Origin of the sequence: uncultured Ruminococcus sp., from assembly GCA_902785355.1 — a bacterium.
GTDB lineage: Bacteria > Bacillota > Clostridia > Oscillospirales > Acutalibacteraceae > Ruminococcoides.
The window spans coordinates 80870-95215 of record CACZYF010000001.1; the positions used below are offsets into that span (position 1 = coordinate 80870).

A 14346-nucleotide genomic window follows, 5' to 3' on the forward strand; every position below is an offset into this window, starting at 1 on the left:
TTAGGAATGAGGAATTAGGAATGAATGGCGGGCAAAGCCCGCACCCGATTGATAATTCATTTGATATAACAATAACGTCTGCGACCCGATATAGAGTCGCAGACGTTTCTTTATGCAGTCGTACTATCAATCCAAAAGCCGTCAGGCTTTCCAATAATTCCTAATTCCTCATTCCTAACTCCTCACTCTACGGCGGGAGCAAGCCCCGCCCTTCACGCCCGTCATTCGCGGGCGACCAATGGTCGCCCCTACGACTCCTCACTCACCTCAGGCTCTCTACGGCGTGCTTTCCGCTGAGGGCGGCGATAGGTAATCCGCCGGGCGGCTGGAGCCACTGACCCGCCAAGCGCACATTATCGAGCCCCCTGATCTCGTTGCCCTGTTCTCGTGGGAGGTACTTCGAGGGCAGGACAAAGCTCATGAACGAGCCGATCTGGGAGCCGACATAGCGGCGGTAGGACGCGGGCGTCCATGTATCGAGCAGAGTCAGCCTCCCGCTGAGCGCGGGATACTGATTTATCAGCAGTTCTTCGATGATCGCCGCAGTATCGTTCTTGAACGACGTATATTTCTCGCGATCCTTCGCGCGGGCTCGGATCAGGGCGCGGGAGGTCTTTTCGCCGCAATATACCATCACCTGAACAAGACTCTTGCCCTCGGGCGCATAGCCCTTTTCATGGGAATCGTTGCGAATCAGCAGATACCTCGCGTGCATCTTCTTCTGATATATCTGAGGGATATAGAGGGTAACATCGCCGCTGAAAGGCAGTTCTTCAAGCTCTACGCCGAACGCGCAGTGATAGGCGGAGAACCGTCTGAGCTTACGGTATCTCTCACGCAGCATTTGAGGCATCTTGACGTCCGTCAAGGCGCCGAAGATCCGCGCGGGGTCGATCGTGAGGATGAAGCTGTCGGCAAAGAGGATATCGCCGTCCGCGCAGGTGACAGATACAGCCCTGCGGCGCTCTGTATTCAGTCGGACGGCCTTCTTACCCGTCAGCAGGGTGCCGCCGAGGGAGGTGAAGCGCTCGATCAACCGCTGCGCCATTTGTTCCGACCCGCCGCTGGGCAGATCGGCGCTGGCGCCGCAGTAGTTCGCGATCACATAGAGCAGTCCCAGCACGCCGAAATTCTCAGGCAGGAACGACATGAAGAAATGACGCAGGGTCGGGTGCCTGAAGCGACGGCTCAACTCGCCTAGCGACAGGCGGTAATACTTAATCAGGTTCGGGACGGAGGACACAAGCCGCCTGAGCGGGATCTCCTCGTCGTGATCCTTACCCGCGATCCCCAAAACGCCTTGGAGTACCTTGACCGCCTTGATGAAGGCTGTGATCTCCTTGCCGTCATCGGGAGAGAGCGCGAGCATAGAGGCGTACAGCGCGTCGATATCTCGGTCGAGCGCCATCCGATCCTTGCCGTTGACAAAGGTGTACAGCGCCGAACGGCGGTAGATCTCGCCGTCAGCACCCGTCAGCACGCCGAGGTCGCGCCACAGCTCATACAGGTCGGTATGCGGGTTGGTACCGGTCAGCCAGTGGATGCAGTTGTCGATATGGTAGCCGCCGCGCTCCCACGCGGTCAGGCAGCCTCCTGCGATCGCATGCTGTTCACAGACGGTTGCATGAAATCCGCTCAGCTGGGCAAAGATACCCGCCGAGAGTCCCGCAACGCCGCCGCCGATGATCAATACTTCTTTCATAAGCGCCTCCGTGATGTGTTTCTGCCTTTCATGATACCTTTATCCCGCGGTTTTGTCAATCTTACAATTGTATCGATTGAGGTAGCTGCGATTTCCTAAAAGGAAAAAACGCAGGCTTGCGCTTGACAAGCCTGCGTATCTTACAATTATGCCTGCGTTGCGGCGATGACCGCCTTGATGGTGTGCATGCGGTTCTCAGCCTCGTCAAAGACGATGGACCGATCACTCTCAAAGACCTCGTCGGTGACCTCCATACAGTCGATACCGAAGCGTTCATGGATCTGCTTACCGATCGTGGTATTCAGATCATGGAAAGCGGGCAGACAGTGCATGAAGCGGCACTGCGCGCCGGCGTTATCCATCAGCGCCTTGTTCACCTGATAGGGGCTGAGGTCGCGGATGCGCTCCTCCCAGACTTCATCCGGCTCTCCCATGCTGACCCATACGTCGGTGTAGATCACGTCGGCGCCCTTGGTGGCAACCATGGGATCCTCGATGAACTCAAGGGTCGCACCGGTCTCTTCGGCGACAGCCTGACACTGCGCGACGAGCTGAGGATCGGGGAAATACTTTTTCGGCGCGCAGGCGACAAAGTGCATCCCCATCTTGGCACAGCCGACCATCAGGGAGTTGCCCATGTTATAGCGCGCGTCGCCCATATAAACGAGCTTCTTACCCTCTAAGGAGCCGAAATGCTCGCGGATAGTGAGAAAATCGGCGAGGATCTGGGTCGGGTGGAACTCGTTGGTCAAGCCGTTATACACGGGAACGCCCGCGTACTTCGCGAGCTCCTCTACGATCTGCTGACCGTAGCCGCGGTACTCGATACCGTCGTACATGCGTCCGAGCACACGCGCGGTATCGGCGATACTCTCCTTCTTACCGATCTGGGAGCCGGAGGGGTCGAGGTAGGTCGGATGCATACCGAGATCGGCAGCGGCGACCTCGAACGCACAGCGGGTGCGGGTAGAGGTCTTTTCAAAGATCAGCGCAATACTTTTGCCCTCGCACATACGGTGCGGGATACCCGCCTTCTTCTTCGCCTTCAAATCGGCGGCGAGGTCGAGCAGACCCGCGATCTCGTCGGGGGTAAAGTCCAGCAGCTTTAAGAAATGCTTGTTTTTCAGGTTCATACTATCACCACCAAATTATTGTAGCTTAAAGCTTAAAGCTCAAAACTTAAAGCTCAAAACTTAATGCTTAAAACCCAAAGCTTAAAGTTAGAAATAATAAAACAATGTGTATATAAAGCTTTCATCATCAGCGCTTTCGGCTTTATCCCAGCGCTGCGATGATCACATCGACCGCCTTCTCGAGCAGATCCATGGGGATATTCAGCGGGGGGAGCAAACGCAGCTTCTCCTTAGCGGAAAGGCAGAGAACACCGTTCTCCATACAGGCGGCAAGCACCTCGGAGACCGGCTTTTTCGGCACGATACCGATCATCAGACCCAGTCCGCTGACAGGATATCCCGCCTGCTCGACCCTCTCCTTGATATACCTGCCCTTAGCGGCAACATCAGCCAAGAACGCCTCGTCCATACGGTTCATAACCGAAATCGCGGCGGCGGCACATACGGGATTGCCGCCGAAGGTGGAGCCGTGGTCGCCGTAGCCGAGCACGCCGCTGACGCGCTCGCTCATCAGGGTCGCGCCCATCGGCAGACCGCCCGCCAACCCCTTCGCGGTCGATACGACGTCGGGCTGAACGCCGAAGTGCATATAGGAATAGAGCTTGCCGGTACGTCCGTTGCCGGTCTGCACCTCGTCCACCATAAAGACGAGATCGTTCTCGCGGCAGAGTCGCTCGCAAGCCTGCACAAATTCCTTATCAAGGGCGTTCACGCCGCCCTCGCCCTGTACGGTCTCGATCAGGATACCGGCGACCTTGTTATCGGCGACGAGCCGCTCGAGTCCCTCGATATCGTTCGCGTCAGCGTACAGGAAGCCCTCGGTGAGAGGGGTGAACTTCGTATGGAAGTTCTCCTGTCCGGTCGCGGCGAGGGTCGTCAGTGTTCTGCCGTGGAAGCTCTTGTTGAGCGTGATGATGTTGTAATAATCGGCGCCCTTATGCGCGGCGGCATAAGCACGCGCAACCTTCACGGCGCACTCGTTCGCCTCGGCGCCGGAATTGCAGAAGAACACCTTATCCATCCCGGTGCGGGTGCAGAGAATCTCCGCCAGCTCGGCACAGGGGGAAGCGTAATAGAGGTTGGAGGTGTGCTGGAGAAGCTTCGCCTGGTTCGCGACAGCCTCCGCCCACACGGGATCGGCATAGCCGAAGGAATTGACGCCGATACCGGAGGTCATGTCAATATAGGTCTTGCCGTTATCGTCATAGCAGATCGAGCCCTCACCGGCGGCGATCGCGATATCAAAGCGTTTATAGGTATGCGCTACATAGCGCTCATCAGTCTGTTTAATGCTCATTGTTTCTCCTTTAAAGCCGAAGGCAATTTATGATGAAAACGGTCTTTTCCTCGGCGCGTTATTTCTCGTCCGCCAGAACCATCGTACCGGCGCCTTCGTCGGTCATCAGCTCCATAAGGATGGAGTGCGGCACTCTGCCGTCCATGATGATGACCTTCTGGACGCCGCGGTAGATCGCCTCGATACAGCAGCCGACCTTGGGGATCATGCCGCCGGAGATGATGCCGTCACGATAGAGGGTCTGCGCCTGAGATACCGTGATCTGGGGGATCAGGCTCGAGGGGTCGTCCTTATCCTTGAGGATGCCCGCGATATCGGTCATCATAATCAGGCGTTCGGCGTTGATCGCGCCCGCGATATAGGCGGCGGCGGTATCGCCGTTGATGTTATAGGCGTTGCCGTCCTTGTCACAGCCGATGGTGGACACGACGGGGATATAGCCCTTCTCAAGCAGATCCATGATCGGCTCGGGACGGATCTTCGTAACGTTGCCGACGAAGCCGAGGCGCTCATCCTTCATCTCCGCCTCGATCAGTCTGCCGTCCATGCCGGAGATGCCCATCGCTCTGCCGCCCTTGGACTCGATCAGGTTAACGAGGGTCTTGTTGACCTTGCCGGAGAGCACCATCTGGACGATCTCGATGGTCTCCTTATCGGTCACGCGCAAGCCGTCTACAAACTCGGGCTTCTTACCGACGCGCCGCATGATATCGTTGATCTCGGGACCGCCGCCGTGGACCAGCACGACCTTGATACCGATCAGCCATAACAGAACGATATCCTGCATGACCTGCTGCTTTAACTCTTCATTGATCATGGCGTTGCCGCCGTACTTGACGACGACGATCTTGCCGGTGTATTTCTTAATATACGGGAGAGCGGCGCACAGTACCTCCGCCCTCTCCGCATTCGAAAAATCGTTGCTCATAATTACCTCTGTTTTCATGCACAAAGTACAAATCACGGCGAAGCCGATTCATTAAGTCCTATAATCTCCGTTGATCTTGACATAATCGTATGTTAAATCACAGCCCCAGGCGGTGGAGGAGAAATCGCCGTCGTTCAGGGCGACGAGGATCTCGATCTCCTTCTCGAGCAGGATCTCCTTCGCCTTTTCTTCGCTGAACGCGACGCCCGCGCCGTCCTTGCAGACGAGGATCTCGCCCTTCTCGCTCTTAAAGCTGACGTCGATCTTATTCACGTCGACGGGAGCGCCCGAGTAACCGATCGCGCAGAGCACACGGCCCCAGTTCGCGTCGGCGCCGAACATTGCCGCTTTGAGCAGGCTCGAGCAGATAACGGACTTCGCGACGGTCTTGGCGATATCGAGGGAAGCCGCGCCGCTGACCTGACATTCGAGCAGTTTGGTCGCGCCCTCGCCGTCGCCGGCGATCATGCGGCACAGCGCTACGGTCACGGTGTTGAGCGCCTGCATAAAGGCGGTGAAATCCTCACCCTCAGCGGTGATCTCGTCGTTGCCCGCCATACCGTTCGCGAGCACGGTCACCATGTCGTTGGTGGAGGTGTCGCCGTCAATAGAGATCATATTGAATGTATTTTGGATATCGCCCGAAAGCGCCTTCTGCAGCATTTCGGGAGCGATCGCAACGTCGGTGGTGATGAATACCAGCATAGTCGCCATGTTCGGATGGATCATGCCGCTGCCCTTGGCGATACCGCCGATACGGCAGGTCTTGCCGCCGCAGGTGAACTCGACCGCGACCTCCTTGGGGATCGTGTCGGTCGTCATGATACCGAGAGCCGCCTCGTGACCGCCCTCAACGCTCAGTCCCGCGACCAGCTCATCCATTCCGGCCTTGATGGGTTCAAGGCTCAGGGGCTGGCCGATGACGCCGGTAGACGCCACAACGACGTCGGCAGAATCGATATCCAGCGCGCTTGATACCAGCGCCGCCATACCCTCGGCGATCTCAATACCGTCGGCGTTGCAGGTATTGGCGTTGCCGGAGTTGCAGATCACCGCCTGCGCCTTACCGTCGGCGATATGCGCCTTGGTAACGGTCAGGGGAGCGCCCTTGACGAGGTTGGTGGTGTAGACCGCCGCCGCGGAGGCGGGGATCTCGCTGACGATCAGCGAGAGGTCGTTCTTCGATGTATTTCTGCGGATGCCGCAATGTACGCCCGAGGCGATAAAGCCCTGAGCCGCGGTCACGCCGCCGTCAATCATTTTCATATTCATATACCTTCCTTTATCATTGTCATTCCGAGGAACAGGCAATATACCTGCGACGTGGGAATCCCCCTGTCGGAAATGACGGTTGCAGTGAAAAGCGCTTTGCTCCTCTTTGTGGGATTGCCACGCCCCGAAGGGGCTCGCAATGACGCTTTATCGGATCACCAGTCCCGTATCTTCGGGGAGACCCATACGGATATTCATGTTCTGGATCGCGGCGCCCGAAGCGCCCTTGCCGAGGTTATCGAAGCGCGAGATCAGGGTGATACGGTCGTCGCAGCCGAACGCGGCGACAGCCATATCGTCACGGCCGCTGTAGGCGGCGGCGCTGATGAAGCCGTCCTCGGTACTGTCGTCGTAACGGATCAGGCCGCTCTTGTAATAATCTTTATACGCCGTTCTGATATCCTCCAGGGTGCCGTTCACATCCTCGCGCATAAGGCTCACGCTGACCTCCATACCACTGTAGTACGAGGCGACGATGGGGCTGAAAACCGGCGCTTTCTCAAGTCCGCAGAGCTTGACCATCTCGGGGAGGTGCTTGTGCGCCTGAGGGAGGGCGTAAACGCGGGGAGCGCTGAGCAGCGGGGAGCGGTCGGGGCTCTCATACTCGGCGATCATCTTCTTGCCGCCGCCGGAATAACCGGTCAGCGAGTAGCAGAAAAGGGCAATGTCGCTCCCGATGATTCCGAGCTCGACGAGCGGTCTGACCAGCGAGATGAAGCCGCTGGCGTGACAGCCGGGATTTGCGATACGGGTCGCGGAGCCGAGCTGTTCTCTCAGTCCGCTGAGCTCGGGCATGCCGTAGGTCCAGCCCTCGGCGGTACGGTGAGCCGTCGAGGTGTCGATCACCACGGCGTTGGGGTTTTGGATCAGCGAAACCGCCTCCACCGCCGCCGCGTCGGGCAGGCACAAAAAGCTGATATCGCTGTTGTTGAGCATTTCGGCACGCGCCGAGATATCCTTACGGAGTTCATCGGGCAGAAGCATCAGCTCGATGTCCTTACGCTCGCTGAGGCGCTCACGGATCCTCAGGCCGGTCGTGCCGGCGCTGCCGTCTATAAAAACTTTTATCATTGCAATTTCTCTTTCACATATTTAATTTGCTGCTCGATCGACTGCACGGAGGTGCCGCCGACGGAGTTGCGCTTATTGACGCAGGTGTACAGGTCGATATCATCGTACAGATCCTGCTCGAACAGGTCGGAATACTCCTTGTACTTCTCGAGCGGAAGGGTCTCCAGCACCTCGCCGTTCGCGATACAATAGGCGACGATGGAGCCCGAGATCTTATATGCCGAACGGAAGGGCATGCCCTTCTTCGTGAGATAATCGGCAAGGTCGGTCGCGTTGATAAACCCGCGCTGAGCCGCCTTCTTCATGTTCTCGGTCTTGACCTTCATGGTCGAGATCATGCCGACAAAGATCTGCAGGGACATATAGGCGGTATCGACCGCGTCGAACACGCCCTCCTTATCCTCCTGCATATCCTTGTTATATGCGAGGGGCAGACCCTTGAGGACGGTCAGAGCGCCCATCAGGTCGCCGTAGACACGTCCGGTCTTGCCGCGTACGAGCTCCGCCATATCGGAGTTCTTCTTCTGCGGCATGATGGAAGAGCCGGTAGTGTAAGCGTCGGAAAGCTCGACGAAGCCGAACTCCCAGCTCGACCAGAGGATGATCTCCTCCGACAGGCGGGAGAGGTGCATCATCAGGATGGAGAGATCGGACAGAAGCTCGATCACATAATCGCGGTCGGAAACGCCGTCGAGCGAGTTCATCGCGATATCGTCGAAGCCCAGCTGCTCCGCCTCAAAGTAACGGTCGGTATCGTAGGTGGTGCCCGCTAAGGCACAGCAGCCGATCGGCGAGATATTCATGCGGCGCTTGCAGTCCGCAAGGCGCTCGCGGTCACGCAGGAGCATCATGGCGTAGGCTAAGAGGTGATGACCGAACATGATCGGCTGGGCACGCTGCAGATGCGTATAGCCGGGCATGATCGCCTCTTTATAATTCTCAGCCTGTTCGGTCAGCGCGAGGATCAGGCGCTTTATCTCAGATGAGAGCTCGTCCACACGGTTCATCAGGTACATTCTGAGATCGAGTGCAACCTGGTCGTTCCTCGATCTCGCGGTATGGAGCTTCTTGCCGACGTCGCCGACGCGGCGGGTCAGCTCCTCCTCCACGAACATGTGGATATCCTCGGCGTTCATATCGATCTCGAGCTTACCCGAGGTGATATCGTCGAGGATCTTCAACAGCTCGTCACACAGCGCGTCAGCCTCCCACCGCTCGATGATGCCCTGCTTCGCAAGCATCTGGGCATGCGCGATAGAGCCCGTGATATCCTCTTTATACATACGACTGTCAAAGCCGATGGAGCTGTTGAATTCGTCAGCCAGCTTGCTGGTGTCTCCGGCGGTACGTCCCGCCCACATTTTAGCCATAAGAATCTTTCCTTTATATACGCCGTGAGGGTCGGGAGATTATCCCGACCCAGATGGTTGTGTGTAAATTACTTGTTTTTCTCATCAACAACTGCCTGGACCTTGATCGGCAGACCGTAGAGGTTGATGAAGCCCGCGCTGTCCTTCTGGTCATAATCGGACTCGCCGAAGGTCGCAATCTCCTCGCTGTAGAGGCTGTAGGGGCTGTCAACGCCCGCCTTGATGATATTGCCCTTGTAGAGCTTGAGCTTGACGTAGCCGGTGACCTTCTCCTGGGTCTTATCGACGAAGGCGGAGAGCGCCTCACGCAGGGGGGTGAACCACTGACCGTTGTAGACGAGCTCGGCAAAGGTGATGGAAAGCCTCTGCTTCTCATGCATGGTCAGCTTATCGAGGCAGATGGACTCGAGCGCCTCATGCGCCTTGTAGAGGATGGTGCCGCCGGGGGTCTCATATACGCCGCGGCACTTCATGCCGACGAGACGATTCTCGACGATATCGATGATACCGATGCCGTTCTTGCCGCCCAGCTCGTTGAGCTTCAAGATGATATTCTTCGCGGACATCTTCTCACCGTCGATCGCGACAGGGATGCCCTTCTCGAAGTTGATAGTCACGTATGTGGGCTCGTCGGGGGCGTCGATCGGGGAAACGCCCATCTCGAGGAAGCCGGGCTTCTCGTATGTCGGCTCGTTGTTGGTATCTTCAAGATCCAGACCCTCATGGGACAGATGCCAGAGGTTCTTGTCCTTGCTGTAGTTGGTCTCGCGGTTGATCTTCAGGGGGATGTTGTGCGCCTCGGCGTACTCGATCTCCTCCTCACGGGACTTGATCGTCCACTCACGCCACGGAGCGATGATGGGCATGTTGGGCGCGAAGTGCTTGATCGCCAGTTCAAAACGCACCTGATCGTTACCCTTACCGGTACAGCCGTGGCAGATCGCGTCTGCGCCTTCCTTGAGGGCGATCTCGACGAGACCCTTCGCGATGCAGGGACGAGCGGTAGAGGTACCCAACAGGTAATCCTCGTAGACAGCGCCCGCCTTCATGGTAGGGATGATATACTCGTCAACGTACTCCTCGGTCTGATCGAGGATATAGAGCTTGGAGGCGCCGGTCTTGATCGCCTTCTCCTCTAAGCCCCCCAGCTCGTCGTTCTGACCGACGTTGCCGGATACCGCGATGACCTCGCAGTTATTGTAGTTTTCCTTCAGCCACGGGATGATGATGGATGTATCCAGACCGCCCGAATAAGCGAGGACGACCTTTTTAATGTTTTCCTTATTGATTGCGTTCATAATGTACCTCCGAATGAATATGCGTTAGATTTGTTGTTTATGCATTTATTATACATCAAATCGCATATTTGTCAAGGAATATTTGCATATTATTGCAGATTTTTGCATTTTCTGTCAGCCTTGACAAATTCCGCCTATTATTATAGCCGACTTTTGGTGATTAATCAAGTCATCAGAGGGATTTTTCGCGCGCGTATCTTATATAATACTTGACAAAAGCGCATAAAGCCTCTATAATCCATAAGGATAAACACAAACCGACAGTTCGTTTGCGCCATCCTGTCGTTAAACAAAACCAGGGCATCCAAGGGGCTTACTATGCCCTTATACCGACTCGGATGCGTCTGCGATGGCAGGCGCTTTTCTTTTTATCAATCTCAACCGATTTATTACGGAGAAGCATTATGTACACACTGAAAACCTCAGCCGCCTTTGACAGCGCGCACTTTCTCAAGGGCTACAACGGCAAATGTGCCAATATCCACGGTCACCGCTGGACGATCGAGGTCCGCGCGGGCAGCGATACGCTGATCGACAACGGCGAGAAACGCGGGATGGTGATCGACTTCGGCGATCTGAAAAAGGAAGTGCGGGCGCTGGCGGACAGCTTCGATCACGCGCTGATCGTCGAGAAAGATTCCCTGAAGCCGAAAACGACTCAGGCGCTCTCGGAAGAGGGCTTCCGCATCATCGAAGTCGAATTTCGTCCGACGGCGGAGAACTTCGCGCGATACTTCTACGATGTGCTGACCGACAGAAAGCTGCCGGTCACCCGCGTTACCGTCTACGAAACGCCGGATAACTGCGCGAGCTACGAGGCATGAGTATGAAAACAGTCGAAAAATTCATCAGCATCAACGGCGAGGGCGCTCACGCGGGCGAGCTCTCGGCGTTCGTTCGCTTCAAGGGCTGTAACCTGCGCTGCTCCTACTGCGATACCTCATGGGCGAATAAGCCCGACGCGCCGTTTACCGAGCAGAAGCCCGACGAGCTGGCGGCATGGGTCAAGGAGAGCGGCGTGATCAACGTCACGCTGACAGGCGGCGAACCGCTGCTGCAAACGGATATCGCCGAGCTGATCGATCTGCTGATCCTACAGGGCAATCGCGTCGAGATCGAGACCAACGGCAGTATCCCGCTCGAGCGCCTCGCAGCTCTCCCCCGTCGGCCGGTCTTTACCACGGACTACAAGCTGCCGTCGAGCGGGATGGAGGAACATATGCGAGTCGAGAATTTTGCTCTTCTGAACAAGCACGACTCCGTGAAATTCGTCGTCGGGAGTACCGGCGATCTGGAACGTGCGCGAGAAATCATCGGCGCTTACCTGAACGATTCACCCTGTCACATCTTTCTCAGCCCCGTGTTCGGTCAGATCGAGCCCGCGGCGATGGTTGAATACATGCAACGATATAACATGACAAATGTTCGGCTGCAATTACAGCTGCACAAGTTTATATGGGATCCGAACGAAAGAGGGGTATAAATGGATACAAAAGCAATCGAATACCACGTATATGAGATACTCAAGGCGATCGGCGAGGATCCCGGGCGCGAAGGGCTGGTCGAGACGCCGGCACGGGTCGCGAGGATGCTGGAAGAAACGCTCGCCGGCACCGCCTATACCAATCACGAGATCGCCGAGATGTTCGGCAAGACCTTCACGAACGAGGCGGGCAGTGACATCGACAGCGCCGTCGTGATGCGTGATATCACGGTGTTCAGCTACTGTGAGCACCACCTCGCGCTGATGTACGATATGACGGTCAACGTCGCGTACATCCCCCGCGGCAAGGTACTGGGACTGAGCAAGATCGCGCGTATCTGCGACATGGCGGCGAAACGCCTGCAGCTGCAGGAACGATTAGGCAAGGATATCGCCGAGATCATCGCCGAGGCGGCGGATACACCCGATGTAGGCGTAGTCATCAGCGGCTGTCACAGCTGTATGACGGCGCGCGGCATCCGCAACCCTTCCGCAAAAACCGTCACCACCACCTATATGGGCGCGTTCAGAACCGATCGCGAGCTGAAAAAACTGGTAGAAGTATAATAATTTCGAGGAGAAAAGTATGAAAGCATTGGTATTATTCAGCGGCGGCGTAGACAGCACCACCTGTCTTGCACTCGCGATAGAAAAATACGGCGCCGACGAGGTGTTGGCGCTCTCGGTCAGTTACGGACAAAAGCATACAAAGGAGATCGAGGCGGCACAGAAGCTCGCGAAGCACTACGGCGTCAGGCTGATGACGCTCGACCTCTCTACGATCTTTGAAGGCTCGGACTGCTCCCTGCTGCAAGGCTCCGACGTCGAGATCCCCAAGGAGAGCTACGCCGATCAGCTCGCGCAGACGGACGGCTCGCCTGTCTCCACCTATGTACCGTTCAGGAACGGTCTGTTCCTCTCGACGGCAGCGAGCATAGCGCTGTCACACGGCTGCAGCGAGATCTACTACGGCGCTCACAGCGACGACGCGGCGGGCAGCGCCTACCCCGACTGCTCCGCACAGTTCAACGAGAGCATCAACCGCGCGATCTATCTCGGCAGCGGCAATCAGCTGAGCGTCAAAGCGCCCTTTATCGGCATGAGCAAGGCGCAGGTCGTCGCCGAGGGGCTGCGTTTAGGCGTACCCTACGAGCTGACCTGGAGCTGTTACGAGGGCGGCGAAAAGCCCTGCGGCGTATGCGGCACCTGCCGCGACAGAGCGGCTGCGTTTGAGGCGAACGGTGTCATAGACCCCGCGCTCTGATTACATTAATCTGTTGAGATCGACACAGCTCCCGACATGCGTGGCAGAAACTCGCAATGACATTTTATTATCACGGAGGACAATATGACCGGCAGAACCGAGAACGAGCGCGGTACCATCACCCTGCTCGGAAGAAATCATATAGAATATAAGAGCGACTACAACCCCGAGGTGCTGGAGACCTTCCCCAACAAGCATCCCGACAACGACTACTTTGTCAAGTTCAACTGTCCGGAGTTCACGAGCCTGTGTCCCATTACGGGTCAGCCGGACTTCGCGACCGTCTACATCTCCTACATCCCCGACAAGATCATGGTCGAGAGCAAATCACTCAAGCTGTATCTGTTCAGCTTCCGCAACCACGGCGACTTCCACGAGGACTGCATGAACATCATCATGAAGGACCTTGTCAAGCTGATGGATCCCCGCTACATCGAGGTGTGGGGCAAGTTCACCCCCCGCGGCGGTATCTCCATCGACCCCTACTGCAACTACGGAAAGCCGGGCACCAAGTTCGAGAAGCTGGCGTGGGACAGACTCGCTCAGCACGACCTCTACCCCGAAAAGATCGACAACCGATAACCGAATTAACATAAGCTGTCGCGTGAAATTCGCGGCGGCTTATTTGTTTTTAAATCGTCATTTTTGATTTACCATTTTAACAAATTGTAAATTTTACGCCGTTTTTATCAATTTTTTGCCATATATATGTAAAAAAAGATTGCAAAAAACACAACAGTTTGTTATACTATTGTAGTGTATATAACTATATCATGGGTTATTAGGGTTATCCCTGATAAAACAGGACAGGAAAACCAAGGTATATGAGAATCAGAAAGAAGAAATGGGCGGAGCCCGAGCTGAACGCCTGCCGCTACTACGTCAAGGAGCCCGAGAGCTATCGCGGGCGCTGGCGGGAGTTCTTCGGCAACGATCATCCCATCGAGCTTGAGATCGGCTGCGGCAAATGTACCTTCATCGCCGAGAAAGCGAAGCGCGATCCCGACAAGAACTTTATCGCAGTAGATATCAAGAATGATATGCTGGGCGTCGGCAGGCGCAACATCGAACGCATCTTCTCGGAAGAAGGCAGAACGCCGGACAACATCGCGCTGGCACGCTTCAACGTCGAGCAGCTCGACAGGATCATCGCTCCGGAGGACGGGATCGCGGTGATGTATATCAACTTCTGTAATCCATGGCCGCGCCTGAAGCATCAAAAGCGCAGGCTGACCTACCCGAAGAAGCTCAGTATGTACCGCGAATTTCTGACAAAGGACGCGGTGATCTACTTCAAGACCGATGACGACATGCTCTTCGAGGACAGCGTCGGTTACTTTGAAGAAGCGAAGTATCATATCCGCTTCATCACCCGCGACCTGCACAACAGCGACATCAAGGACAACATTGTCACCGAGCATGAGCAAATGTTCACCGACGAGGGTATCCCCATCAAATATCTGGAAGCGACCGTATAAGCACATTTGGTCAGGCTTGCAGCGGCTCTTTACGAGCCCCTACAACGACT

14 protein-coding genes are annotated in these 14346 nt (G+C 56.1%); 6 read left to right on the forward strand and 8 right to left on the reverse strand.

Going from position 1 to position 14346, the window contains the following annotated elements; genetic code table 11:
* Positions 1-262 precede the first annotated feature (262 nt).
* From R2I50_RS00365 to R2I50_RS00400, 8 genes are all read right to left on the reverse strand, one after another.
* Complete coding sequence (locus R2I50_RS00365) at positions 263-1702, reverse strand: NAD(P)/FAD-dependent oxidoreductase (RefSeq protein ID WP_316607070.1); 1440 nt, start codon at positions 1700-1702, stop codon at positions 263-265.
* Positions 1703-1848: 146 nt separating this feature from the next.
* Positions 1849-2835, reverse strand: a complete 987-nt coding sequence (gene argF, locus R2I50_RS00370; protein WP_316607071.1) for an ornithine carbamoyltransferase — start codon at positions 2833-2835, stop codon at positions 1849-1851.
* Between the two features lie 142 nt (positions 2836-2977).
* On the reverse strand, positions 2978-4132 hold the full coding sequence (locus R2I50_RS00375) for an aspartate aminotransferase family protein (RefSeq protein WP_316607072.1): 1155 nt from the start codon (positions 4130-4132) through the stop codon (positions 2978-2980).
* Between the two features lie 58 nt (positions 4133-4190).
* Positions 4191-5060, reverse strand: a complete 870-nt coding sequence (gene argB / locus R2I50_RS00380) for an acetylglutamate kinase (protein ID WP_316607073.1) — start codon at positions 5058-5060, stop codon at positions 4191-4193.
* 51 nt (positions 5061-5111) lie between these two features.
* A complete protein-coding gene (gene argJ, locus R2I50_RS00385) occupies positions 5112-6332 on the reverse strand; it encodes a bifunctional glutamate N-acetyltransferase/amino-acid acetyltransferase ArgJ (protein ID WP_316607074.1) in 1221 nt (406 codons plus the stop codon).
* Positions 6333-6479: 147 nt separating this feature from the next.
* Positions 6480-7403 (reverse strand): N-acetyl-gamma-glutamyl-phosphate reductase, encoded by a 924-nt coding sequence (gene argC / locus R2I50_RS00390; RefSeq protein ID WP_316607075.1) that lies wholly within the window; start codon positions 7401-7403, stop codon positions 6480-6482.
* Positions 7400-8773 (reverse strand): argininosuccinate lyase, encoded by a 1374-nt coding sequence (gene argH, locus R2I50_RS00395; protein WP_316607076.1) that lies wholly within the window; start codon positions 8771-8773, stop codon positions 7400-7402. Before argH ends, argC begins: the two co-directional genes overlap by 4 nt.
* Before the next feature lie 68 nt (positions 8774-8841).
* Positions 8842-10071 carry an argininosuccinate synthase gene (locus R2I50_RS00400; protein ID WP_316607077.1) on the reverse strand — a complete coding sequence of 410 codons (1230 nt, stop codon included), beginning with the start codon at positions 10069-10071 and terminating at the stop codon, positions 8842-8844.
* A 404-nt stretch (positions 10072-10475) separates the two neighbouring features.
* On the opposite strand from R2I50_RS00400, the gene queD reads away from it, so the two are divergent.
* From queD to trmB, 6 genes are all read left to right on the forward strand, one after another.
* Positions 10476-10895, forward strand: a complete 420-nt coding sequence (queD, locus tag R2I50_RS00405) for a 6-carboxytetrahydropterin synthase QueD (protein ID WP_316607078.1) — start codon at positions 10476-10478, stop codon at positions 10893-10895.
* Positions 10892-11554 (forward strand): putative 7-carboxy-7-deazaguanine synthase QueE, encoded by a 663-nt coding sequence (gene queE / locus R2I50_RS00410; RefSeq protein WP_316607079.1) that lies wholly within the window; start codon positions 10892-10894, stop codon positions 11552-11554. The genes queD and queE overlap by 4 nt, the downstream gene beginning before the upstream one ends.
* Positions 11555-12121 (forward strand): GTP cyclohydrolase I, encoded by a 567-nt coding sequence (gene folE, locus R2I50_RS00415; RefSeq protein WP_316607080.1) that lies wholly within the window; start codon positions 11555-11557, stop codon positions 12119-12121. It abuts the gene before it with no gap.
* Positions 12122-12140: 19 nt separating this feature from the next.
* Positions 12141-12818, forward strand: a complete 678-nt coding sequence (queC, locus tag R2I50_RS00420) for a 7-cyano-7-deazaguanine synthase QueC (RefSeq protein ID WP_316607081.1) — start codon at positions 12141-12143, stop codon at positions 12816-12818.
* 84 nt (positions 12819-12902) lie between these two features.
* Positions 12903-13400 (forward strand): preQ(1) synthase, encoded by a 498-nt coding sequence (gene queF / locus R2I50_RS00425; RefSeq protein ID WP_316607082.1) that lies wholly within the window; start codon positions 12903-12905, stop codon positions 13398-13400.
* Between the two features lie 242 nt (positions 13401-13642).
* The gene (gene trmB / locus R2I50_RS00430) at positions 13643-14296 is read left to right on the forward strand and encodes a tRNA (guanosine(46)-N7)-methyltransferase TrmB (RefSeq protein WP_316607083.1); all 654 of its coding nucleotides are present in this window, start codon (positions 13643-13645) and stop codon (positions 14294-14296) included.
* Positions 14297-14346: the final 50 nt, after the last annotated feature.

Bases quoted from the DNA above. Each gene is read 5' to 3' on its own strand.
- R2I50_RS00365 (WP_316607070.1), bottom strand. From the start codon at position 1,702: ATGAAAGAAGTATTGATCATCGGCGGCGGCGTTGCGGGACTCTCGGCG.
- argF (WP_316607071.1), bottom strand. From the start codon at position 2,835: ATGAACCTGAAAAACAAGCATTTCTTAAAGCTGCTGGACTTTACCCCC.
- R2I50_RS00375 (WP_316607072.1), bottom strand. From the start codon at position 4,132: ATGAGCATTAAACAGACTGATGAGCGCTATGTAGCGCATACCTATAAA.
- argB (WP_316607073.1), bottom strand. From the start codon at position 5,060: ATGAGCAACGATTTTTCGAATGCGGAGAGGGCGGAGGTACTGTGCGCC.
- argJ (WP_316607074.1), bottom strand. From the start codon at position 6,332: ATGAATATGAAAATGATTGACGGCGGCGTGACCGCGGCTCAGGGCTTT.
- argC (WP_316607075.1), bottom strand. From the start codon at position 7,403: ATGATAAAAGTTTTTATAGACGGCAGCGCCGGCACGACCGGCCTGAGG.
- argH (WP_316607076.1), bottom strand. From the start codon at position 8,773: ATGGCTAAAATGTGGGCGGGACGTACCGCCGGAGACACCAGCAAGCTG.
- R2I50_RS00400 (WP_316607077.1), bottom strand. From the start codon at position 10,071: ATGAACGCAATCAATAAGGAAAACATTAAAAAGGTCGTCCTCGCTTAT.
- queD (WP_316607078.1), top strand. From the start codon at position 10,476: ATGTACACACTGAAAACCTCAGCCGCCTTTGACAGCGCGCACTTTCTC.
- queE (WP_316607079.1), top strand. From the start codon at position 10,892: ATGAGTATGAAAACAGTCGAAAAATTCATCAGCATCAACGGCGAGGGC.
- folE (WP_316607080.1), top strand. From the start codon at position 11,555: ATGGATACAAAAGCAATCGAATACCACGTATATGAGATACTCAAGGCG.
- queC (WP_316607081.1), top strand. From the start codon at position 12,141: ATGAAAGCATTGGTATTATTCAGCGGCGGCGTAGACAGCACCACCTGT.
- queF (WP_316607082.1), top strand. From the start codon at position 12,903: ATGACCGGCAGAACCGAGAACGAGCGCGGTACCATCACCCTGCTCGGA.
- trmB (WP_316607083.1), top strand. From the start codon at position 13,643: ATGAGAATCAGAAAGAAGAAATGGGCGGAGCCCGAGCTGAACGCCTGC.